The organism is Rahnella rivi (genome assembly GCF_019049655.1).
Classification (GTDB): domain Bacteria; phylum Pseudomonadota; class Gammaproteobacteria; order Enterobacterales; family Enterobacteriaceae; genus Rahnella; species Rahnella rivi.
Genome location: NZ_JAFMOX010000064.1, coordinates 254,774 through 277,113, shown reverse-complemented (window position 1 = coordinate 277,113; position 22,340 = coordinate 254,774). Strand labels below are relative to the sequence as shown.

The following is a 22,340-nucleotide window of genomic DNA, read 5'->3' as shown; positions in this document are numbered from 1 at the left end:
TCTCCACCCGGCTATCAAAAAATCTCAATTTCATGCAAAGGACTCAAAATGAAAGCGGCTACGGCTGTCATTGATCGCCGCGCTATGCGACACAATCTGCAACGGGTACGTCATCTGGCACCACAAAGTCGTCTGGTTGCGGTAGTGAAAGCAAACGCTTATGGGCACGGTCTGCTGGAGACGGTGCACAGCTTGCAGGACGCCGATTTTTACGGCGTCTCCCGGCTCAGTGAAGCGTTATCGCTGCGTAAGGCCGGGATTGTGAAACCCATTCTGCTGCTCGAAGGTTTCTTTTCCGCCAGCGAATTGCCGCTTCTGGTGGAGCATCAGTTGCATACCGCCGTACACAGTCACGAACAGATCGAGGCGCTGGAAAACGCGCAACTGACCGCGCCCCTCAACGTCTGGCTGAAAATTGACACCGGTATGCACCGTCTGGGCGTTCAGCCAGCGCAGGCCGATGCGTGTTATCAGCGTCTGAGTGCCTGTCAGAACGTGGTGCAGCCGGTCAATATGATGAGCCATTTTTGCCGCGCCGATGAGCAGCAAAGCGATGCCACACCGAAACAGATGCGCTGTTTCACGGACGTTACCACAGGCAAACCGGGGCTGAAATCCATCGCGGCCTCCGGCGGGATCTTGCTGTGGCCGCAGTCGCATCTGGATTTGGTGCGTCCGGGTATTATCCTTTACGGCGTGTCGCCGATGGAAACCGGCGACGCCAGTGATTTTGGTTTACAGCCGGTGATGACGCTCACGTCCAGCCTGATCGCCGTGCGTGAACATGCCGCCGGTGAGCCGGTGGGTTACGGCAGCACCTGGGTCAGCGAGCGTGACACCCGCCTTGGCGTGGTGGCGATGGGGTATGGCGACGGTTATCCGCGCAGCGCACCCAACGGCACGCCGGTGCTGGTGAATGGCCGCATTGTGCCGATTGCCGGACGCGTCTCGATGGATATGATCACCGTCGATTTAGGGCCGCAAGCCACGGACAACGTCGGTGATGAGGTGATTTTCTGGGGCAAAGCGTTACCGGCGGAGCGCGTTGCTGCGGCCACCGGCATCAGTGCTTACGAACTTATCACTCAGCTGAGCGAACGCGTTACCCGCCAGTACATCGGTGATTAAGACTTACTTCTTCACCGCCAGCCACTGGCTGACAACCTTCTGATAGTCGCCGGTGGCTTTACTCAGGTGCAGCCACTGGTCGACATACATCTTCCAGCTCACATCATCACGCGGCAACATGTAGGCTTTCTCGCCATATTGCAGCGGCTTCTTCGGATTCACCGCACACAGTTTCGGATAGCGTTTTTGCTGGTACAACGCTTCGGATGCATCGGTGATCATCACGTCCGCTTTCTTATCCACCAGCTTCTGGAAGATGGTCACGTTGTCGCTGAGTGTCAGCGAGCCTTTTGGCAGATGGCTGTGAACGAAGGCTTCATTGGTGCCACCCGCCGGTTCGATCAGGCGAACCGAAGGCATATTCAGCTGGGCGACCGTCTGATATTTACGCACGTCTTCACAACGCACCAGCGGAATTTTGCCATCCTGATCCAGCACGTTGGCGAACCAGGCTTTCTGCTGGCGCTTGAGCGTGACCGAAATCCCGCCCATGGCGATATCACAATGCCCGGCGGTCATCTCATCCATCAGTGATTTCCAGGTGACCGGCACCCAGTTCACTTTCACGTCCAGACTGGCCGCCAGCGATTCCGCCATGGCGATATCAATGCCTTCGTACTGGCCGTTTTCTTTCAAAAAGGTATAGGGTTTATAGTCGCCGGTGGTGCAGACATTCAGGGAGCCTTTCTGAATAACGCGCTCAAGATGTGAGGATGTGGCGTCTGCCATTGCCAGCGTGGGGAAAAGGGCGAGCAGGGCGAGAGGGGTGAAGATCTTTTTCATTATTCTGTCCTTGCGATGAAATCATTCTGTTTGCAATTAATCTGCGCAAGTATAAGAAAAAACAGCCGATAAGTATTTACGTGGGTATAGTCTTTGCAACTGAAATTCATCACAGACAAAAAATATAATGACAGGAAAGGTGCCATGTACAGCATTGATGATTATGACCTGAAAATTTTGACATTATTACAAGCCAACGGAAGACTGACCAATCAGGAACTCAGCGAGCTGGTGGGATTATCTGCCTCGCAATGCTCACGCCGTCGTATCGGCCTGGAACAGGCGCAGATGATCCTCGGGTATCATGCCCGGCTTGCACCGGAAGCGGTGGGGCTTGGGATGATCGGCCTTATCGAAGTGCGGTTAATCAATCACTTGCCCGCGCAGGTCGAGGCATTTCACAGCATGCTGGGTGACGTGGACGCCATTATCGATGCCTACAAAACCACCGGAGATGCCGACTATTTGCTGAAAGTCGCGGTGAAAGATTTAGCCGGTTTAAGCACGTTGATAAGCCAGATCCTTTCTGTGCATAAAAGTGTCGCCCATGTAAAAACGTCAGTCGTGCTTAACCGCCTAAAAGAAAACGGCTTATTAACCGTAGGGTGAAATTCGCAAAGGGTTATTTTCCCCGCACTGTTATGGTGATTTATTTTGGTGCGCCCTCACTTTTGTGGTGCATAATTATTAATTAAAATGCGCAATTTGTGCATGTAAAGAATAATTAACGCCACTAAAAATCTTATTTTCGATTTTTAATGCAAATTCCGTGCGTGAATATTGCCTTGTTCGCGTATCTCCTTAATTATCGCTAAAACGACTTTAGTGATTATTCTTTGGGGAAATGGGTATTTATGGCAAGTCTCGACAGTTTAGAAAAGCCGGTGGAACAACCAGGCTCCACGCACACCGTGACAGAAGACGTGCTGGCGATAGTGATCGGCACGCTGATGGTGTCGTTTGGCGTGGTGATGCTGCGCCAGGTTGGCGCGCTGACCGGCGGCACGGCAGGCATGGCGTTTCTGGCGCACTACCTGACGCAAGTGTCATTCGGTACGGCCTTCTTTATCATCAACCTTCCTTTCTACTATCTGTCTTTTCGCCGCATGGGCTTGCAGTTCACCCTGAAAACTTTCGCCGCCGTGGCGATGGTTTCGGTCTTCTCCGATCTGCATCCGCTGTTTGTTCATTTCGATCATCTGCAACCTTTCTACGCCACGCTGTTTGGCAACGTGATCATGGGCATCGGCTTCATTGTGCTGTTTCGCCACAAAGCCAGCCTCGGCGGCATGAACATTCTGGCGCTGTTTCTGCAGGACAAATACGGCATCCGCGCCGGTAAACTGCAAATGGGCGTGGACTGCTGCATCGTGCTCGCTTCGCTGTTTGTCGTCAGCTATGAAATGCTGATTGCCTCGGTGCTGGGCGCGGTGATCGTCAATCTGATCATTGCGATGAACCACCGTCCGGGGCGTTACAGCGTCTGACCACATTGAGACAAGCATGGCGCAGGGTTCTGAGGGCTGCGCCATATTGAGATGCTCCGGTCGCTGAGGTGTCTGTATGATCCTGGTCTATGTGAGCCCAACAGCATCTCAGACGAACGGGCGGTTTTATATGCGGGGCGTGCCTGAAAAATGCCAACATAGTTGTCATTTTCTTTAACGAACTTTGATAGTCTGTGAAACAGTGTTGATCCGCCGCTCCGGCCGTGAGATCGCCGCGCTACTTAACCAAACCAAGGAGATCTATACCGTGTTCCAACATGTCGATGCCTATGCCGGTGACCCGATTTTGTCGCTGATGGAAAGCTTCAAGACCGATCCAAGACAAGACAAGGTGAACCTGAGCATCGGTCTTTATTACGACGAGCAGGGTATTATTCCGCAACTGGCGGCGGTGGAAAATGCAGAGAATCAGCTGAACGCCGGGCCGCAGGCCGCGTCAGTGTATCTGCCAATGGAAGGTCTGACCGCGTACCGCGCAGGCATTCAGGAACTGTTGTTTGGTGCCGCACATCCGGCGTTGAAACAACAGCGTATCGCGACGATTCAGACCGTCGGCGGTTCCGGTGCACTGAAAGTCGGCGCTGATTTCCTGAAGTTTTACTTCCCGAATTCTGAAGTGTTTGTGAGCGACCCGACCTGGGAAAACCACGTGGCCATTTTTGCCGGCGCGGGTTTTAAAGTTCACACCTACCCGTACTATGATCCGCAGACGCTGGGCGTGAATTTCACCGCGATGATCGAACGTCTGAACACCTTGCCAGCGCAAAGCATCGTGCTGCTGCATCCGTGCTGTCACAACCCGACCGGTTCTGACCTGACGCCGGCGCAGTGGGATCAGGTGATTGAAGTCACCAAACAGCGCGAGCTGATCCCGTTCCTCGACATCGCCTATCAGGGCTTTGGCGCGGGCATCGACGACGACGCTTACGCCATCCGCGCGATGGCCTCTGCGGGCGTAAACTGCTTCGTCAGTAACTCCTTCTCGAAAATTTTCTCCCTGTACGGCGAGCGCGTGGGCGGGTTGTCTGTGGTGTGTGAAGACAGCGACGCCGCAGGCCGTGTACTGGGCCAGCTGAAAGCGACCGTGCGCCGTAACTACTCCAGCCCGCCGAATTTCGGTGCAAAAGTGGTGGCGAAAGTGCTGAGTGACAGCGCGCTGAACGCCCAGTGGAAAGCCGAAGTGGAGAAGATGCGGACCCGTATTCTGGAAATGCGCCACACGCTGGTCGATACCCTGAAAACGGCGTTGCCGGGCCGTAACTTTGATTACCTGCTGCAACAGCGCGGGATGTTCAGTTATACCGGTTTCAGCGAAGCGCAGGTGGTGCGTCTGCGCGAAGAGTTTGGTGTGTATCTGATCGCCAGTGGCCGCGTCTGCATGGCTGGCCTGAATCACCATAACGTGAAACAGGTCGCTGAAGCCTTCGCTGCCGTACAATAATTCCCGTCATACTTCGAAAAGGCCGACAGACATGTCGGCCTTTTTTTATTCCGCCGAACTGACGTTAATCACTTCCACCTGATGATTTTTCAACACTTTTAGCAGCCCGGCAGCCGGAAGTTCATCGGTAAACAGCGCCGTGGCCTGCGAGACATTGCCTATTTCTACCGCAGCCGAGGCGTGATATTTGGTGTGATCCGCCGCCAGCAAGATATGCCGGGAGTGCGCCATCATGGTTTTCACCACGCTGGCCTCGTTGACATCAAACTCCAGCAATGCGCCGTCACTCTCAATCGCGCCGACGCTGGTGACCAGATAATCCGCCCGGAAACCGGCGACAAACGCCGTGGCGGACGGGCCAATAATCCCGCCATTGTGCGGACGCAGCGTGCCGCCCGGAACCATCACCTCAAAGCGCGGATTTTTATACAGAATATGCGCCACCCGCAGACAGTTGGTGATAATGCGCAAATGGCTGTGGTTGAGCAGGGCGTGCGCCACCTGCTCGACGGTCGTGCCGATGGTAATAAACACCGTGGAACCGTCGGGAATGTAATCGGCAATCGCTTCGGCGATGGCTTTCTTTTCTTCCGTCCAGGACATTTCCCGCTGCTCAAAGGCGGTATTGACCACGCTCGACGCCCGGCCCGCGCCCCCATGATGGCGGCTCACTAATCCCTGCTCGCTGAGTTTGCGGATATCGCGACGAACGGTTTGCGTCGAGACGTCCAGCAGCGCCGCCAGCTCTTCAATATTCATGTAACCGCGTTCAGCAATCAGTGCTAACAGCTGATCGTGGCGCGGGTTACCGGTCAGTTCAGTAAGACTCATAGCCATACCCCTAAAATGAGCGTCTGAGTCGTATTCTATACAGAAAGTGACATAAAAGACCGGGTTTGATCACAGTCGGGTATACCGGCCCGCCCGCCTGGCTGCGTACATTTCAGCGCCGCGACGCCGCTGGCAAACCGCACAGCCTCCGCCGCAGGCCGGTGTTGCGCGAGGCTTATCGCCAGCGCGCCATGAAACACATCCCCCGCACCGGTGGTATCCACCACGTCTACGCGAAACCCTGGCTGATGATGCAGCCTGTTGTTTTCCCACCAGAAGCATCCGTCTGCGCCATGGGTGACATACACCTGTCCGTTTGTGAGCGTTTTTGCATGCCTGAGCCCGCTTTCTGCATCACTGCTGCCAGTCAGCCGCTGTAAACCCGGTGCGGAGAAAGCCGCATGGTCGCTCAATGCCACCAGCGCCGAAATATCCTGCGGCGTGACATCGGCATCCAGTACCGTCATCACACCGGCGTTGCGCGCCAGGGTAAACGCCCGCCTGGTGCCTTCATGCCAGCGCACATCCGCCAGCACCACATCCCACTGCGAAAAATCGATATCGTTAAGCCATTCACCGCCTTGCGGCAGGTCCGGGCTGGGATAGTTGATGATGATGCGTTCGCCGCGCGCATCCACCAGAACGGCAGATTGCGATGACCTGGCCTGTTTAACGCGCAGGGCATAACGGGTATTTACCCCCAGAGATTCAAGCTCTTCGAGCAGTCGGTCGCCGGTGTCGTCATCCCCCACGCGGCCAATAAAATCCACCTGTGCCCCCAGCTTTGCCGCCGCAACCGCCGCCGTGGCAGTCGGGCCGCCTCCCACTTCGGCATAGGTGTGAGCGACATACTTCCCCCCTTCCGACGGTAAATTCTCCACGCAGTAAATGCGATCCATCACGGCAATTCCGACACAAGCAATACGAATCATGGCTATTCCTTAAGCATTTTTGGTGGATTTATTTTAATTAAGCCAATTGTTAAAAAAGTGATGGCTGTCAATTTTTTGACTTGAAATTACAAATACGATCAAAAAAAGACAAATAACAACATCGCCGATAATCAAAAAATGACACCCGCTGTCATTGAAAAGGAGACGTGCATGGCAACTATCGCATTTATTGGTCTGGGGCAGATGGGGTCACCGATGGCCAGCAATCTGATCAAAAAAGGGCACAGCTTGCGGGTTTTCGATCTGAACCCGCAGGCCACGCAAGTGCTGGTTAAGCAGGGGGCTACCGGCTGTGGCAGCGCCGCGCAGGCGGCAGAGGACGCAGAATTTGTGATCACCATGCTGCCCAACGGCGATCTGGTGCGTGAGGCTTTATTTGCGAAAGGCGGGGTTTGCGAAACCTTATCGGCGTCTGCGCTGGTGATCGACATGTCCACCATTCATCCGTTGCACACCGACAGCCTGATCGGCGAGATGCGTCTGAAAGGCTTCAGCATGATGGATGTGCCGGTGGGCAGAACGTCCGATCACGCCATTGCCGGCACCTTGCTGCTGCTGGCGGGCGGCACGCCGGAACAGGTTGAACGCGCCACGCCGGTGCTGATGGCGATGGGGTCGGAGCTTATCAATGCGGGCGGTCCGGGCAAAGGCATCCGTGTCAAACTGATCAACAACTACATGAGTATTGCGCTGAATGCGCTCTCCGCCGAAGCCGCCGTGCTGTGCGAAGCGCTGGATCTCTCCTTCGATGTGGCCCTGCAGGTGATGAGCGGCACACCCGCCGGCAAAGGCCATTTCACCACCACATGGCCGAATAAAGTCCTGAAAGGTGACCTGTCACCGGCCTTCATGATTGACCTCGCCCACAAAGATTTGGGGATCGCGCTCGACGTGGCAAACCAGCTTCACGTGCCGATGCCGCTCGGTGCCGCTTCCCGCGAAGTGTACAACCAGGCGCGTGCCGCAGGGCGCGGTCGTCAGGACTGGACCGCTATTCTCGAGCAGGTACGCACCAGCGCCGGACTCACTCAAAAATCCACACAGTAATGATTTAACAAAGGAAAGATGAATGAATAACTACACCCTCAGAGACATCGCCCGGCCTTCCGGCGGTTTTGCCATGCTGGCTGTCGACCAGCGGGAAGCGATGCGCTCAATGTTCGTGACGGCAGGCGCGAAGCCGCCGGTGTCCGATCAGACCCTGACTGATTTCAAAGTGAATGCCGCCAAAATCTTATCGCCTTTCGCGTCGGCCATTCTGGTCGATCAGCAGTTCTGCTACCGGCAGGTGGTCGAACAACGGGCCGTCGCGCAGAGCTGCGCCACGATCGTCGCCGCCGACGCATTTATTCCCGGCAACGGCATTCCGGTGGACAGCGTGGAGATCGACCGGCAGGTGGATGCGCAGGCTGTGCGCGATAACGGCGGCAAAGCCCTGAAGTTACTGGTGCTGTGGCGCAGCGATGAAGATCCGCAACAGCGTCTGGACATGGTGAAAGACTTCAATCATCTGTGCCACGCCCATGGCCTGCTGAGCATTATCGAACCGGTGGTCAGGCCGCCGCGTCGTGGCGATAACTTTGACCGCGAACAGGCAATTATCGATGCGGCAAAAGAACTCGGCGACAGCGGAGCCGATCTCTACAAAGTGGAAATGCCACTGCACGGCAACGGCCCCCAGGCGGCATTGCTCGCCGCCTCCCGCAAGCTGAATGAACAGATCAGCATGCCGTGGGTGATCCTCTCATCAGGCGTCGATGAAAAGCTGTTCCCGCGCGCGGTCAGCGTGGCGATGACGGCTGGCGCATCCGGTTTTCTCGCCGGGCGCGCGGTGTGGTCATCGGTTGTGGGGTTGCCGGATACCGGGCTCATGCTGCGTGACATCTCCGCGCCTAAGCTGCAACGCCTTGGCGAGATTGTTGATGAAATGATGGCCCGCCGCTAACCAGAGGACTGAATGATGAAATGGTTTAATACGTTGAGCCACAACCGCTGGCTGGAGCAGGAAACCGACCGGATCTTTGATTTCGGCAAACAGGCGGCCGTGCCCACCGGCTTTGGCTGGCTGGGAAATAACGGGCAAGTCCGGGCAGATATGGGCACGCATTTGTGGATCACCGCCCGCATGTTGCACGTCTATTCGGTTGCCGCGGGCATGGGGCGTCCCGGCGCGTATTCGCTGGTGGATCACGGTATCCGCACCCTCAACGGCGCGCTGGCAGATAAAAAATATGGCGGCTGGTACGCCTGCGTAAATGATGAAGGTGTGGCAGACGCGTCGAAGCAGGGATATCAGCATTTCTTCGTGTTACTGGGCGCGGCCAGCGCGGTCACTACCGGCCACCCCGACGCCAGAAAATTACTCGATCAGGCCATCGGCGTGATTGAAAAATACTTCTGGAGTGAAGACGAACAGATGTGTCTCGAGTCGTGGGATGAAGCTTTCACTCAGACGGAAGATTACCGTGGCGGCAATGCCAACATGCACGCCGTCGAGGCTTTCCTGATTGTTTACGACGTCACCCACGATCGCAAATGGCTGGATCGCGCGCTGAGAATTGCTTCGGTGATCATTCATGACGTCGCCAGAAAGGGCGAGTACCGCGTCAACGAGCACTTCGATGCGCAGTGGAACCCGATCCGGGATTACAACCAGGATAATCCCGCGCACCGTTTCCGCGCCTATGGCGGCACGCCGGGCCATTGGATCGAATGGGGGCGTCTGATGCTGCATCTCCATGCCGCGCTGGAGGCCCGCTTTGAAACGCCTCCGGGCTGGTTGCTGGAAGATGCCAAAGGGTTGTTCCACGCGACCCTTCGCGATGCCTGGGCGCCGGACGGCGCTGACGGCTTTGTCTATTCCGTCGGCTGGGACGGCAAACCGATTGTACGTGAACGGGTTCGCTGGCCGATCGTCGAAGCGATGGGCACAGCCTATGCGTTGTATTGCGTCACCGGCGATACGCAATATGAATCCTGGTATCAGACATGGTGGGAATACTGCATCACTTATTTAATCGACTATGAGAACGGTTCGTGGTGGCAGGAGCTGGATACCGATAATCGCGTCACCACCAAAGTCTGGGACGGCAAACAGGATATATATCATCTGCTCCACTGTCTGGTTATTCCACGGCTGCCACTCGCGCCGGGGCTGGCTCCCGCCGTGGCCGCAGGTTTGCTGGACATTAATGCAAAATAAAAACAGCGAAAAATATAAATTCCTGAACGCATTGATGACATAAAAAAATAGACGGAGTTCACCATGAGTACCCTACAAAATACCCTTTCTCATCTTGAATTAACGGCGGGTAATAATGAATTTTCGCTGGTATACCAACACCGGCTTATTCTGCGGCATACGCCAGATGCCCCCTGTTTATGGATTGGCGGCGGAGAAGCCGATATTGAAATGTTTCGCGGCAATTTCAGTATTAAAGATCGTCTGAACGAGAAAATCGCCCTGTGCGATGTGACGGTGACTCCTCAGTCCGACGGCTGGCTGTTCCATTTCAGCCGCACAAACCTGCTCACTGCGACGCTTCACGTCACCTGCGATGAGCGTGGCCGTTTGCGGATATCGCTGCAAAATCAGGACCGGGCGCACAACCGCATCTGGCTGCGGCTGGCGGCGCAGGCGGAAGATCATATCTACGGCTGTGGCGAGCAGTTCTCCTACTTCGACTTGCGCGGAAAGCCTTTCCCGCTGTGGACCAGTGAGCAGGGCGTCGGGCGCAACAAACAGACTTACGTCACCTGGCAGGCGGACTGCAAAGAGAATGCCGGGGGCGATTATTACTGGACCTTCTTCCCGCAACCGACGTTCGTCAGCACGCAAAAATACTATTGCCACGTCGAAAACAGTTGCTACATGAATTTCGATTTCAGCGCGCCCGAGTATCACGAGCTGGCGATGTGGGAAGACAACGCGACGCTGATTTTTGAGTGTGCGGACACTTACATCAGCCTGCTGGAAAAACTCACGGCTCTGCTGGGGCGACAGCCTGAATTACCGGACTGGGTGTTTGATGGTGTGACGCTGGGCATTCAGGGCGGCACCGACGTCTGCCAGCAAAAACTCGATGCCATGCGCGACGGCGGCGTGAAGGTCAACGGCCTCTGGGCGCAGGACTGGTCCGGGATCCGCATGACGTCCTTTGGTAAGCGCGTGATGTGGAACTGGAAATGGAGCCGCGAATTGTACCCGCAACTCGACGAGCGTATTAGCCGGTGGAAAGAGGAGGGCGTGCAATTTCTGTCGTACATCAATCCGTATGTCGCCAGCGATCGTGACCTGTGCGCAGAAGCCTCGGCAAAGGGCTATCTGACCAAAGATGCCAGCGGTGCGGATTACCACGTCGAGTTCGGTGAGTTTTACGCCGGTGTGGTCGATCTGACCCATCCGGCGGCCTATGACTGGTTTAAGAACATCATCAAAAAGAACCTGATTGAACTGGGCTGTGGTGGCTGGATGGCCGATTTTGGCGAATATCTGCCGACCGATACCTTCCTGCACAACGGCGTCAGCGCAGAAATCATGCACAACGCCTGGCCCGCACTGTGGGCGAAGTGTAACTACGAGGCGCTGCAGGAAACCGGCAAGCTCGGCGAAATCCTGTTCTTCATGCGCGCCGGTTACACCCACAGCCAGAAATACTCGGTGATGATGTGGGCGGGCGACCAGAACGTGGACTGGAGTCTGGACGATGGGCTGGCATCCGTCGTGCCTGCCGCACTCTCTCTGGGGATGAGCGGTCACGGCTTACATCACAGCGACATCGGCGGTTATACCACCCTGTTCGGGATGAAACGCAGCAAAGAGCTGTTGCTGCGCTGGTGCGATTTCAGCGCCTTCACGCCGATGATGCGCACCCACGAAGGCAACCGTCCGGGAGATAACTGGCAGTTTGACGGCGATGCCGACACCATTGCGCATTTTGCGCGCATGACGGACGTCTTCACCCGCATGAAGCCTTACATCAAACAGGCCGTGGCGCAGAACGCCCAACGCGGCCTGCCGGTGATGCGTCCGTTGTTCCTGCATTACGAAGACGATGCGCACACCTATTCGCTGAAATACCAGTATCTGTTTGGTCGCGATCTGCTGGTGGCACCGGTGTATGAGGAAGGACGTCGCGAGTGGTCGCTGTATCTGCCGCAGGACACCTGGATCAACCTGTGGACCGGGGAAACCTGCCACGGCGGCGAGAAAACCGTCGATGCTCCGCTGGGCAAACCGCCGGTATTTTACCGTGCCGACAGCGAGTGGGCAGCGCTGTTCAGTGGTTTCCGGCATATCTGATAAGGCTCAACCGCCGGTGCGCTGTCATCAGGTACCGGCGGCACAAGGAGAAGAATAATGAGTCAGACCCGCACTGCTGATCCCGCCACCCTGCGCTTACCTTTCAAAGAAAAACTGGCGTACGGAATGGGGGATTTAGGTTCCAATATCCTGCTGGATATCGGCACGCTGTACTTGCTGAAATTCTATACCGATGTGCTGGAATTACCGGGCACCTACGGCGGCATCATCTTCCTGATTGCCAAATTCTTCACGGCTTTCACCGATATGGGTACCGGCATCATGCTGGATTCCCGGCGTAATATCGGTCCGAAAGGCAAGTTCCGCCCGTTTGTGTTGTACGCCGCGTTCCCGGTCACCTTACTGGCGGTGGCCAATTTCGTCGGCACGCCGTTTGAGATCACCGGTAAAACGGTGGTGGCGACGGTGCTCTTCATGCTGTACGGGCTGTTCTTCAGCATGATGAATTGCTCATACGGCGCGATGGTGCCTGCCATCACAAAAAATCCGGACGAGCGCGCCTCACTGGCGGCGTGGCGGCAGGGCGGTGCAACGCTGGGCCTGCTGTTGTGTACGGTGGGGTTTGTACCGGTGATGAATCTGCTGGAAGGCAATTCGCAGCGCAGTTATATCTTCGCCGCCACGCTGTTTTCACTGGTGGGATTACTGTTTATGTGGCTGTGCTATGCCGGGGTAAAAGAGCGGTATGTCGAGGCGCAGCCCGCCAGTTCAGCGCAAAAACCGGGGCTGCTGGCATCTTTTCGCGCCATCGCCGGTAACCGTCCGCTGTTCATTCTTTGCATCGCCAATCTCTGCACGCTGGGGGCGTTCAACGTCAAACTGGCGATTCAGGTGTATTACACGCAGTACGTGCTCAATGATCCTATCCTGCTCTCCTATATGGGTTTTTTCAGTATGGGATGCATTTTCATCGGCGTGTTTATGATGCCCGGCGCGGCGCGGCGGTTCGGCAAGAAAAAAGTCTACATCGGCGGGCTGGCGCTGTGGATTATTGGCGACGTTCTCAACTACTTCTTTGGCGGCGGTTCGGTCAGTTTTGTGGCGTTCTCCTGCCTGGCGTTCTTTGGCTCGGCGTTTGTGAACAGCCTCAACTGGGCGCTGGTATCGGACACCGTGGAATACGGCGAATGGCGCACCGGCGTGCGCTCGGAAGGCACGGTTTACACCGGTTTCACCTTCTTTCGCAAAGTGTCGCAGGCGCTGGCCGGGTTCTTCCCTGGCTGGATGCTGACGCAGATCGGTTATGTGCCTAACGTGGTGCAGTCGGCGGGGACCCGCGAAGGGCTGCGCCAGCTGATCTTCATCTATCCCTGTGCGCTGGCGGCGATCACCATTGTGGCGATGGGCTGCTTCTATAACCTCAACGAAAAAATGTACGTGCGCATCGTTGCTGAAATAGAAAACCGAAAACGTCAGGCGTAATTCAGTCAACAGAATGGCGCGCCTGCGGGCGCAATGAGGATCGATTATGACGCATTTACACTCCGATGATCCGCTGACGCTGCGTGAGAAGTGCGCCTACGGAATGGGCGATTTTGGCTCAAACCTGATGTTGTGCATCGGCACCTTGTATCTGTTGAAGTTTTACACCGATGAACTGGGGATGCCGGCGTTCTATGGCGGGGTGATCTTTTTAGTCGCGAAGTTCTTCACCGCCTTTACCGACATGCTGACCGGCGTGTTGCTTGATTCACGCCGTCGCCCAGGCGCCAGAGGAAAGTTCAGGCCATTCATTCTCTATGCGTCGGTGCCGGTCGGGCTGGTGGCGACGGCGCAGTTCATGGCGAATGATTTCAGTCTGCCGGTGAAAACGGCGCTCGCCACCGTGCTGTTTATGTTGTTCGGCCTGTTCTACAGCCTGATGAATTGTTCCTACGGCGCGATGGTTCCGGCCATGACCAAAAAATCCCATGAACGCGCGCAGCTTGCCGCGTGGCGTCAGGGCGGGGCAACGCTGGGTTTACTGTTGTGTACGGTCGGATTTATGCCAGTGCAGGCGTTGTTCAGCCAGTCGCCTTCGCTGGGATACCTTATCGCCGCGCTGATCTTCGCCACCTGCGGCGTGTTTTGCATGTGGTGGTGTTACAGCGGCGTAAAAGAGCGCTACGTGACGATCACGCCGGAAGGGCATCAGCCCAGCATTCTGCGATCCTTTCGTGCCATCTTCCACAACCCGCCGTTGCTGGGCATCGCCAATTTATGCACGCTGGCCGCCTTCAACATCAAACTGGCGATTCAGGTCTATTACACCCAGTACGTTCTCAACGATATCGGTTTGCTGTCGTGGATGGGTTTTTTCAGCATGGGCTGCATTTTGTTCGGGGTGCTTCTGGTTCCCGGCGCGGTGAAGCGGTTTGGCAAAAAACAGGTCTATATGGGCGGGTTAGGGCTGTGGGCGGCGGGAGATGTGATGAATTTCCTGTGGGGCACCAGCTCACTCTCTTTCGTGTTGTTTTCCTGCATGGCCTTTTTTGGCACCGCTTTCGTCAACAGCCTCAACTGGGCGCTGGTGCCGGATACGGTGGATTACGGCGAATGGAAAACCGGAATCCGCGCCGAAGGGTCGGTGTACACCGGCTATACCTTCTCCCGCAAAATTTCTGCTGCGCTCGCCGGTTTCCTGCCGGGGATCATGCTGACGCACATCGGTTACATCCCTCATGCGGTGCAAAGCAGCCAGACGTTGCTGGGGTTGCGCACGCTGATATTTCTCTGGCCCTGTGCACTGGCTATCAGTGCGGCGATCATTATGGGCGTATTTTACACACTCAATGAAGCGCGCTTTGCCAAAATCATTCAGGAAATCAGTGCGCGCAAAAAGGGGGAGATGCCCGAACCTGCTATTGAAACAGAAAAGACGTCAGTGCTGAGCCTTTAACGCGTTCAGGTTTGCTATGGTTAACCGAGGGCATTTTTATCCCCCCAGCCATCACGTTACAAGGAGACACCTAAACATGACCAGTTCGGAACTGCTGACATACTGCATGGCAAAGCCCGGTGCAGAACAAAGCGTCGAAAATCAGCGCGGTGCAAATCAGGTAAAAGTGGGCGAGGCGATGTTTGCCATGGTGTGTGAAGTTGACGGGCGCGAAGCGATTTCGCTGAAAACCAGCCCGGAACTGGCCGAACAACTGCGCACCCGCCACCCGGAAATCGTGCCGGGCGATCATCTCAATAAATCCCACTGGAACACGGTCTATCTCGACGGTTCGCTGCCGGATTCGCAATTCTATTATCTGATTGACGGCTCCTACCAGCTGGTCGTCTCCGGTTTGCCGGAAGCCGTTCGCCACGAGTTAGGCATCTGACTTCAGGGTGCAGCGGCGGGCCATAACCCGCTTTTCAGCGTGGTGGGCGCGTACTCCACCGCGTGAGCGCGCCAGGGCAACGCGGCGCGAAAACGCCACAAACGGGTAATATCCAGCGTCCAGTAGCGTTCTGCGCCCGCCGGGCCAGGGATCTCCTGCGGCTGCCAGTGGATCTGCGTGGTGCCCTGAACATGCAAAATATCGCCGTTGTCGAAATCCATAAACAGCAGCGCGGCGCGGGGTTCGGCCAGTAAATTTCCCAGCGTGTTCATGTACTTGTTACCCCGAAAATCCGGCACCCACAGCCGGTTACCCACCAGATGCGCAAATCCCGGCTGACCGCCGCGGTGCGAGACATCCGCGCCGTCGTGCCCGTGGCTGGCGATGAAAAAGGTATCAGAACGCGCTATCAGCGCGCGGGCGTCGGCATCCGCTTGCGTCATCTCTTCCCGTGCGGGCAGCGGCAAACTGACCGGCACATCGGTCAGCGTGCGGATCTGAATATACTGCGGGCAGTTACCAAAACTCTGATCGACCAGGATCTCGATCCGATTTTTATCCATGCGCCCGATCCTGCCGTTCACCCGATTGCGCCGCCGGTTCGAAAAGTCGATCCCCAGCGCGCCGATCTGTTTTCCCGGCTGTAATGCCGCCAGCGCCGGATCGTCCGTGCGTCGCGGCGCATTCACCCGCAAATGTCCGTCATCCGGCGTGCGGATAAAACCGGCCGGTCCGCTCAGCAGCGTCGCTACCGGCCAGCCGTTGTCATCCAGCGTTGAGATAAACAGATAAGGCAGCGCCGCGAAAAACAGCTGGTGCTGCTCCGGCATTGCCTCGCGGATCCCATGCGCGACGACGTCAAAACCGGCCAGCTGCTGCGCCTGAAGTTCGCCGGTATGGAACGGGCTTTTCATGGCGCTTACTCAGCCTGAACAGGCAGCGGCAGGGCGGGCAGCGGCGTAAAGCCGGGCAGGCTTTCCACCCGTTGCAGCCAGCGTTGGATCGCCGGGTAACCGGCCAATGAAACGCCGCCTTCCGGTGCCGTCGCCACATAGCTGTAACAGGCCAGATCGGCGATGGTGGCGCGATCTGTCGCCAGAAACTCACGATGTTGCAGATGATCTTCCAGCTGCGGCAGGAATTTCGCCGTCACTTTCAGCGCGCTTTCATACACTTCCGGCGCGGAAAACTGCTTCACCATCCGGGCCGACGCCGGGCCGTAACGCACTTCACCGGCGGCGTGGGATAACCATTTTTGCACTTCTGCGGCTTTCAGCGGATCTTCCGGCAGCCAGTGGCTGTCCGGCGCGTAACGTTTCACCAGATACACCAGAATCGCATTGCTGTCGGTGAGCACAAGTTCGCCGTCGGTCAGAACGGGGATTTGTCGAAGCGGATTCAGCCGGGCAAATTCTTCGGTCTGGCGCACGTCGGCACCGGCTTCAGTGGCCTCAAACGGCAGATTGAGCATAGTCAGCAACAACGTCACGCGGTGGCAGTGGCCGGAAAGCGGGGTGCTATAAAGTTGAATGGCGGGCATAGGTGTCTCCTCTGTGGCAGTGAGTCCAGATTACTCTTGCATTAAATGAATGAGATCCACGAAGATTGAAATTGAGTGTTTCACTTTGTGGAAGAATCTATGGACCGTTTAGACGAAATGGCGATTTTTGTCGCCGTTCTTCAGTATGGCAGCCTGGCGGAAGCCGCCCGTAAACTTCACCGTTCACCTCCGGCGATCACCCGCGCCATTGCCTCGCTGGAACACCGCTTCGGCGCGAGGCTGGTGGAGCGCACCACGCGCAGCCTGGCACCGACCGAGGCGGGCGCACGGCTGGCAGAAAAGGCGAGGCTGCTGCTCAGCCAGTATCAGGACGCCGTGCAGGACACCGCTGAAACTCAGCTCAGCGGCCTGCTGCGCATCACCGCGCCGGTGCAGTTTGGCCGCAAACACGTCGCGCCGCTGGTGATGGAATTTCTGGCGCAGAACCCGGACATGCAGATCGAAATGATGCTCAACGACCGTAATCTCGATCTGATCGACGAAGGATTAGACCTGGCGGTACGCATCGGCCATCAGGACGATTCCGGCAAAGTGGCGCGCAAAGTCGCTGAAGTCACCCGCGTGCTGGTCGCCAGCCCGGCGTATCTGGCGCAGCATGGCGAACCGCAGCATCCCTCGGAACTGGCCGGCCATCAGACCGTCATGGGCACCTTGCGGACCCCACTGCGCGAATGGCGTTTCGGGCCGCACGAGGATGAACTGCGCGTCCGGCTTTCGCCGCGTTTGCTGCTCAACGACGTCGAGTCGCAGCTGCTGGCGGTGCGCAGCGGTCAGGGGATTGCCCGGCTATTGTCGTATCAGGTGAGGGATGATGTGCTGGCGGGCAACATGGTGCGGCTGTTAACCGATTTCGAACCGCTGCCGTTGCCGGTACAACTGGTGGCGCAGCAGGTACAGCAGATGCCGCGCAAAGTGCGGACATTCTGGGATTTCGCCTGTCAGCGGCTGAGTGTGCTGCCGCAACTTCATGCGCTGAACGCATCTTCGGAACAGTGACTCAGGTCACGCTCGTGTGCGGTAAAAATAACCTACTCTGAGAGTTGTGCAAAAACAGTGAGTTACTTCAGGACAGGTTGTCCGCTTGCTCACACCAACCCAGAAGGAAAGGATGATGACCCGTAACCGGCTGAATCTTGCCACGCTTTTGATACTGGCGCTCAGTGCGCCGCTTCCCCTGACGGCGTTCGCGCAGAGTTTGCCACAGGATCCTGACCCGGCCACGCCGGCGAAAACCTACATCAGCGCCGTGAACCCCGATCGCACTATCACTTACCGTCTGTATGCCCCGACGGCGCAGCATGTGGACGTGGTAACCGGTTCAACGCCGGTCACGTATATTCCGCATCAGATGAGCAAAGACGACAAAGGTGTGTGGAGCTGGACGTCGGAGGCGCAAAAACCTGATCTCTATGAGTATTTCTTCAACGTTGATGGCCTGCGGATTGCCGATCCCGGCAGCGCGATGCCGAAACCGCAGCGTCAGGTCAATACCAGTCTGATCCTGGTGCCGGGCAGCATTCTGGATGTGAAAAATGTGCCGCACGGCGAAGTCCGCACGCTGACCTATCATTCCGCCGCGCTCAATTCCGAACGTCAGGTCGCCGTCTGGACGCCGCCGGGTTACACCGATGCGTCACAGCCGCTGCCGGTGCTCTATTTCTACCACGGCTTTGGTGATACCGGCCGTTCGGCGCTGGATCAGGGGCGTATCCCGCAAATCATGGATAACCTGCTGGCGGAGAAAAAAATCGCGCCGATGTTAGTGGTCATTCCGGATACCGAAACCGACGCCAAAGGGGTGGTGCCGGAAGATTACGTCACCAAAGATCGCCGCAAAGAGTTTTATCCGCGTAACGCAGCGGCAGCAGATAAAGAGCTGACCGGCGACATTATCCCGCTGATTGCCAAAACCTTCCGCGTCCGCGATGACGCCGTCGGGCGCGCTCTGGCCGGTCTTTCGCAAGGCGGTTATCAGACCCTGGTCAGCGGCATGACGCACCTGGATCAGTTCGGCTGGCTGGCGACCTTCAGCGGTGTGAGCACCACCACGGTGCCGAATGAAAACGTGGCGAAACGCTTCGCCGAACCGGAAAAAATCAACGCACAGCTGAAAAACTTCACGGTTGTGGTCGGTGAAAAAGACGTGGTGACAGGCAAAGACATCGCCGGGCTGAAATCCGAACTGGAGGAGAAAAAGATTAAATTTGATTACCACGAATACCCGAATCTCGGCCACGAAATGGACGTCTGGCGTCCGGCCTATGCGGAGTTTGTACAGAAGATATTTAAGTAGGGTTTCAGGAGTAACGCCTCCCTGTGAGGGGAGGCGTTAGTTGACGTTAAGCGCTTTTCTTCGCCTGCTGGCTGTGGCGTTCCAGCAACGGTTTCAGGAAGCGTGCGGTATGCGATTCTTTGCATTCCGCCACGGTTTCCGGCGTACCCGCCACCAGAATCTGACCGCCGCCTGCACCGCCTTCCGGCCCGAGATCGACAATCCAGTCTGCAGTTTTAATTACGTCCAGATTGTGCTCAATCACCACGATGGTATTGCCCTGATCGCGCAACTGATGCAGCACTTCCAGCAACTGCTGAATATCAGCAAAGTGCAGGCCGGTGGTCGGTTCATCGAGAATATACAACGTCTGACCTGTGCCGCGTTTTGAGAGCTCACGCGCCAGTTTCACACGCTGCGCTTCACCGCCGGACAGCGTGGTCGCTGACTGGCCGAGGCAGATATAAGTCAGACCGACGTCGATCAGCGTCTGCAATTTACGCGCAAGGGCAGGCACGGCGTCAAAGAATTCACGGGCTTCTTCGATGGTCATTTCCAGCACTTCGTGGATGCTCTTGCCTTTGTATTTCACTTCCAGCGTTTCGCGGTTATAGCGTTTACCACGGCACTGATCGCAGGGCACATAGATGTCCGGCAGGAAGTGCATCTCTACTTTGATCACGCCGTCGCCCTGACAGGCTTCGCAGCGGCCGCCTTTCACGTTGAAACTGAAACGCCCCGGCGTATAGCCGCGCGAACGCGATTCCGGCACACCGGCAAACAGTTCACGAACCGGCGTAAAGATGCCGGTGTACGTCGCCGGGTTCGAGCGTGGCGTACGGCCAATCGGGCTCTGGTCGATATCAATGACTTTATCGAAATGCCCCAGGCCTTCAATTTCACGGTAAGGCGCGGCTTCAGCAAGCGTTGCGCCGTTCAGTTCGCGCTGTGCCAGCGGGAACAGCGTGTCGTTGATAAGCGTCGATTTACCGGAGCCGGAGACACCGGTGATGCAGGTAAACAGGCCTACCGGCAGCGTCAGCGTCACATCTTTCAGGTTATTGCCTTTGGCGCCGGAAAGCTTCAGCACTTTGGTGGCGTCCGCCGGCACGCGCTGCGCCGGTACGGAGATTTCGCGTTTACCGCTGAGGAACTGACCGGTCAGGGAATCTTCCTGCGCCATGATGTCATCGGCTGTCCCCTCGGCGACAACGCGGCCGCCGTGGACACCCGCACCCGGACCGATATCAATGATATGGTCGGCGGCGCGGATCGCGTCTTCATCATGCTCTACGACAATCACGGTATTCCCGAGATCGCGCAGGTGGATCAGGGTTTCCAGCAGACGTTCGTTGTCGCGCTGATGCAGGCCAATAGAAGGCTCATCCAGCACATACATCACGCCCACCAGACCGGCGCCGATCTGGCTCGCCAGACGAATACGCTGAGCTTCACCGCCGGACAACGTTTCCGCAGAACGGGACAGCGAGAGGTAATTCAGGCCGACGTTCACCAGGAATTTCAGGCGATCGCCAATCTCTTTCAGCACTTTCTCGGCGATCTGTGCACGCTGGCCGCTGAGTTTCATATTGCGGAAGAAATCCATCGCATGACCGATGCTGAAATCAGAGATTTGCGGCAAGGTCGTTTCTTCCACAAACACGTTACGCGCTTCTTCCCGCAGGCGGGTGCCTTTACAGGATGCGCACGAACGGTTGCTGATGTATTTCGACAGCTCTTCACGCACCGCGCTGGATTCCGTTTCTTTATAACGGCGCTCCATGTTGTGCAGCACGCCTTCAAACGGATGACGACGAATCGACGTGTCACCGCGATCGTTAATGTATTTGAATTCAATGGTCGTTTTGCCGGAACCATGCAGAATGGCGTGTTGCACATCGCTGCTCAGGTCGTTGTACGGCGCTTCCACATCAAAATCATAATGCTCGCCGAGAGAGCGCAGCATCTGGAAGTAATAGAAGTTACGGCGATCCCAGCCACGGATGGCGCCGCCTGCCAGTGAAAGCTCAGGGTTTTGCACCACGCGGTCCGGATCGAAGAACTGCTGAACGCCCAGGCCGTCACAGGTCTGGCAGGCACCGGCCGGGTTGTTGAACGAGAACATGCGCGGTTCGAGCTCGCTCATGCTGTAGCCACAAATCGGGCAGGCAAAGTTCGCCGAGAACAGCATTTCTTCCGCTTTCGGGTCATCCATGTCGGCGACCACGGCGGTACCGCCGGAAAGCTCAAGCGCGGTTTCAAACGATTCCGCCAGACGCTGCTGTAAATCCTCACGGACTTTGAAACGGTCAACCACGACTTCGATGGTGTGCTTTTTCTGCAATTCCAGCTTCGGCGGATCGGACAGATCGCAGACCTCGCCGTCGATACGCGCACGGATGTAACCTTGCGACGCCAGGTTTTCCAGCGTTTTAGTGTGCTCGCCTTTGCGATCTTTAATGATCGTGGCGAGCAGCATCAGGCGCTGACCTTCCGGCTGTGCGAGGACGTTATCCACCATCTGGCTGACGGTCTGTGCTGACAGCGTCACATTATGATCCGGGCAGCGCGGCTCACCCACGCGGGCAAACAGCAGGCGCAGATAATCGTGAATTTCCGTGATGGTCCCGACGGTAGAACGCGGGTTATGCGATGTGGATTTTTGCTCAATCGAAATCGCCGGAGACAGACCTTCAATGTGGTCGACGTCCGGTTTTTCCATTAAGGATAAAAATTGACGAGCATAGGCTGACAGCGACTCAACGTAACGACGCTGGCCTTCGGCGTACAGCGTATCGAACGCCAGAGAGGACTTGCCTGAACCCGATAAGCCGGTGACAACAATCAGTTTGTCGCGCGGGATAATCAGGTTGATATTCTTGAGATTATGGGTACGTGCGCCCCGAACTTCGATCTTATCCATTCATCATTCCCGGATTAACGTGATAGCTCACCGTGCCGGTGACCTGCGGAAAATGGAGCATCGCGCCGGTCAGCGAGTCAGGCACAGAGAAGAACGTAACGCGCAATTATGACACAAATCACAGTCTATGCCACCCCGAAACCTGAATGTATATCCAGTACTCGATGTAACAGCGGAACGTTTGCTGAACAATCTGGAAAGAATGCCGCATCCTCAGACATCCATGGTACGAAGGTATCGTTTTATGGTTATAATGCTGCAAAGTGTGACCTTCCACACCTCGGATTGTGGTTTCAACCACGACATACA

At 56.5% G+C, this 22,340-nt stretch carries 19 protein-coding genes; 13 read left to right on the top strand and 6 right to left on the bottom strand.

Annotated elements, in window-relative coordinates:
• The first annotated feature begins 48 nt into the window (after positions 1-48).
• Positions 49-1,128, top strand: a complete 1,080-nt coding sequence (gene alr, locus J1779_RS19045; protein ID WP_217204510.1) for an alanine racemase — start codon at positions 49-51, stop codon at positions 1,126-1,128.
• 3 nt (positions 1,129-1,131) lie between these two features.
• Here the strand turns inward: alr and J1779_RS19040 are convergent, their stop codons facing one another.
• Positions 1,132-1,911 carry a transporter substrate-binding domain-containing protein gene (locus J1779_RS19040; protein WP_217204509.1) on the bottom strand — a complete coding sequence of 260 codons (780 nt, stop codon included), beginning with the start codon at positions 1,909-1,911 and terminating at the stop codon, positions 1,132-1,134.
• A 144-nt stretch (positions 1,912-2,055) separates the two neighbouring features.
• Here J1779_RS19040 and J1779_RS19035 point away from each other — a divergent pair, with 144 nt between their 5' ends.
• The 3 genes from J1779_RS19035 to J1779_RS19025 all read left to right on the top strand — a co-directional run bounded on the left by J1779_RS19035 (position 2,056) and on the right by J1779_RS19025 (position 4,860).
• Positions 2,056-2,520 carry an Lrp/AsnC family transcriptional regulator gene (locus J1779_RS19035; RefSeq protein WP_056776062.1) on the top strand — a complete coding sequence of 155 codons (465 nt, stop codon included), beginning with the start codon at positions 2,056-2,058 and terminating at the stop codon, positions 2,518-2,520.
• 245 nt (positions 2,521-2,765) lie between these two features.
• A complete protein-coding gene (locus J1779_RS19030; RefSeq protein ID WP_056776065.1) occupies positions 2,766-3,398 on the top strand; it encodes a YitT family protein in 633 nt (210 codons plus the stop codon).
• Positions 3,399-3,666: 268 nt separating this feature from the next.
• Positions 3,667-4,860, top strand: coding sequence for an amino acid aminotransferase (locus tag J1779_RS19025; protein ID WP_122094617.1), 1,194 nt, complete (start codon positions 3,667-3,669; stop codon positions 4,858-4,860).
• A 45-nt stretch (positions 4,861-4,905) separates the two neighbouring features.
• Here the strand turns inward: J1779_RS19025 and J1779_RS19020 are convergent, their stop codons facing one another.
• Positions 4,906-5,691, bottom strand: a complete 786-nt coding sequence (locus J1779_RS19020) for a DeoR/GlpR family DNA-binding transcription regulator (RefSeq protein ID WP_217204508.1) — start codon at positions 5,689-5,691, stop codon at positions 4,906-4,908.
• A gap of 35 nt (positions 5,692-5,726) precedes the next feature.
• Complete coding sequence (locus J1779_RS19015) at positions 5,727-6,623, bottom strand: sugar kinase (RefSeq protein WP_217204507.1); 897 nt, start codon at positions 6,621-6,623, stop codon at positions 5,727-5,729.
• A 171-nt stretch (positions 6,624-6,794) separates the two neighbouring features.
• On the opposite strand from J1779_RS19015, the gene yihU reads away from it, so the two are divergent.
• The 7 genes from yihU (at position 6,795) to J1779_RS18980 (ending at position 15,275) form a co-directional block, all read left to right on the top strand.
• Positions 6,795-7,691 (top strand): sulfolactaldehyde 3-reductase, encoded by an 897-nt coding sequence (yihU, locus tag J1779_RS19010; protein ID WP_217204506.1) that lies wholly within the window; start codon positions 6,795-6,797, stop codon positions 7,689-7,691.
• Between the two features lie 22 nt (positions 7,692-7,713).
• On the top strand, positions 7,714-8,589 hold the full coding sequence (yihT, locus tag J1779_RS19005; protein ID WP_056776076.1) for a sulfofructosephosphate aldolase: 876 nt from the start codon (positions 7,714-7,716) through the stop codon (positions 8,587-8,589).
• Positions 8,590-8,604: 15 nt separating this feature from the next.
• Positions 8,605-9,846, top strand: coding sequence for a sulfoquinovose isomerase (gene yihS, locus J1779_RS19000; RefSeq protein WP_183848984.1), 1,242 nt, complete (start codon positions 8,605-8,607; stop codon positions 9,844-9,846).
• Positions 9,847-9,909: 63 nt separating this feature from the next.
• Positions 9,910-11,946, top strand: a complete 2,037-nt coding sequence (locus J1779_RS18995) for an alpha-glucosidase (protein ID WP_217204505.1) — start codon at positions 9,910-9,912, stop codon at positions 11,944-11,946.
• Positions 11,947-12,003: 57 nt separating this feature from the next.
• On the top strand, positions 12,004-13,389 hold the full coding sequence (locus tag J1779_RS18990; RefSeq protein WP_217204504.1) for an MFS transporter: 1,386 nt from the start codon (positions 12,004-12,006) through the stop codon (positions 13,387-13,389).
• Between the two features lie 46 nt (positions 13,390-13,435).
• A complete protein-coding gene (locus J1779_RS18985) occupies positions 13,436-14,845 on the top strand; it encodes an MFS transporter (RefSeq protein ID WP_217204503.1) in 1,410 nt (469 codons plus the stop codon).
• Between the two features lie 76 nt (positions 14,846-14,921).
• Positions 14,922-15,275: an MmcQ/YjbR family DNA-binding protein gene (locus J1779_RS18980; RefSeq protein WP_056776086.1), complete on the top strand. Its 354-nt coding sequence runs from the start codon at positions 14,922-14,924 to the stop codon at positions 15,273-15,275.
• Positions 15,276-15,277: 2 nt separating this feature from the next.
• Here the strand turns inward: J1779_RS18980 and J1779_RS18975 are convergent, their stop codons facing one another.
• Together J1779_RS18975 and J1779_RS18970 are read right to left on the bottom strand one after the other, a co-directional pair.
• A complete protein-coding gene (locus tag J1779_RS18975; RefSeq protein ID WP_217204502.1) occupies positions 15,278-16,189 on the bottom strand; it encodes a pyridoxamine 5'-phosphate oxidase family protein in 912 nt (303 codons plus the stop codon).
• A gap of 5 nt (positions 16,190-16,194) precedes the next feature.
• A complete protein-coding gene (locus J1779_RS18970) occupies positions 16,195-16,815 on the bottom strand; it encodes a glutathione S-transferase family protein (RefSeq protein WP_217204501.1) in 621 nt (206 codons plus the stop codon).
• 99 nt (positions 16,816-16,914) lie between these two features.
• Between J1779_RS18970 and J1779_RS18965 the strand changes: the two genes are divergently transcribed.
• Together J1779_RS18965 and J1779_RS18960 are read left to right on the top strand one after the other, a co-directional pair.
• Positions 16,915-17,832: a LysR family transcriptional regulator gene (locus tag J1779_RS18965; protein WP_056776092.1), complete on the top strand. Its 918-nt coding sequence runs from the start codon at positions 16,915-16,917 to the stop codon at positions 17,830-17,832.
• 115 nt (positions 17,833-17,947) lie between these two features.
• A complete protein-coding gene (locus J1779_RS18960) occupies positions 17,948-19,129 on the top strand; it encodes an esterase (RefSeq protein WP_217204531.1) in 1,182 nt (393 codons plus the stop codon).
• A gap of 46 nt (positions 19,130-19,175) precedes the next feature.
• Here the strand turns inward: J1779_RS18960 and uvrA are convergent, their stop codons facing one another.
• Complete coding sequence (gene uvrA, locus J1779_RS18955; RefSeq protein WP_217204500.1) at positions 19,176-22,031, bottom strand: excinuclease ABC subunit UvrA; 2,856 nt, start codon at positions 22,029-22,031, stop codon at positions 19,176-19,178.
• Positions 22,032-22,340: the final 309 nt, after the last annotated feature.

Bases quoted from the DNA above. Each gene is read 5' to 3' on its own strand.
- J1779_RS19015 (WP_217204507.1), bottom strand. From the start codon at position 6,623: ATGATTCGTATTGCTTGTGTCGGAATTGCCGTGATGGATCGCATTTAC.
- J1779_RS18980 (WP_056776086.1), top strand. From the start codon at position 14,922: ATGACCAGTTCGGAACTGCTGACATACTGCATGGCAAAGCCCGGTGCA.
- J1779_RS18965 (WP_056776092.1), top strand. From the start codon at position 16,915: ATGGACCGTTTAGACGAAATGGCGATTTTTGTCGCCGTTCTTCAGTAT.
- J1779_RS18985 (WP_217204503.1), top strand. From the start codon at position 13,436: ATGACGCATTTACACTCCGATGATCCGCTGACGCTGCGTGAGAAGTGC.
- J1779_RS19040 (WP_217204509.1), bottom strand. From the start codon at position 1,911: ATGAAAAAGATCTTCACCCCTCTCGCCCTGCTCGCCCTTTTCCCCACG.
- J1779_RS18975 (WP_217204502.1), bottom strand. From the start codon at position 16,189: ATGAAAAGCCCGTTCCATACCGGCGAACTTCAGGCGCAGCAGCTGGCC.
- J1779_RS18960 (WP_217204531.1), top strand. From the start codon at position 17,948: ATGACCCGTAACCGGCTGAATCTTGCCACGCTTTTGATACTGGCGCTC.
- J1779_RS18990 (WP_217204504.1), top strand. From the start codon at position 12,004: ATGAGTCAGACCCGCACTGCTGATCCCGCCACCCTGCGCTTACCTTTC.
- yihS (WP_183848984.1), top strand. From the start codon at position 8,605: ATGAAATGGTTTAATACGTTGAGCCACAACCGCTGGCTGGAGCAGGAA.
- uvrA (WP_217204500.1), bottom strand. From the start codon at position 22,031: ATGGATAAGATCGAAGTTCGGGGCGCACGTACCCATAATCTCAAGAAT.
- yihT (WP_056776076.1), top strand. From the start codon at position 7,714: ATGAATAACTACACCCTCAGAGACATCGCCCGGCCTTCCGGCGGTTTT.
- J1779_RS19020 (WP_217204508.1), bottom strand. From the start codon at position 5,691: ATGAGTCTTACTGAACTGACCGGTAACCCGCGCCACGATCAGCTGTTA.
- alr (WP_217204510.1), top strand. From the start codon at position 49: ATGAAAGCGGCTACGGCTGTCATTGATCGCCGCGCTATGCGACACAAT.
- J1779_RS18970 (WP_217204501.1), bottom strand. From the start codon at position 16,815: ATGCCCGCCATTCAACTTTATAGCACCCCGCTTTCCGGCCACTGCCAC.
- yihU (WP_217204506.1), top strand. From the start codon at position 6,795: ATGGCAACTATCGCATTTATTGGTCTGGGGCAGATGGGGTCACCGATG.
- J1779_RS19035 (WP_056776062.1), top strand. From the start codon at position 2,056: ATGTACAGCATTGATGATTATGACCTGAAAATTTTGACATTATTACAA.
- J1779_RS19030 (WP_056776065.1), top strand. From the start codon at position 2,766: ATGGCAAGTCTCGACAGTTTAGAAAAGCCGGTGGAACAACCAGGCTCC.
- J1779_RS18995 (WP_217204505.1), top strand. From the start codon at position 9,910: ATGAGTACCCTACAAAATACCCTTTCTCATCTTGAATTAACGGCGGGT.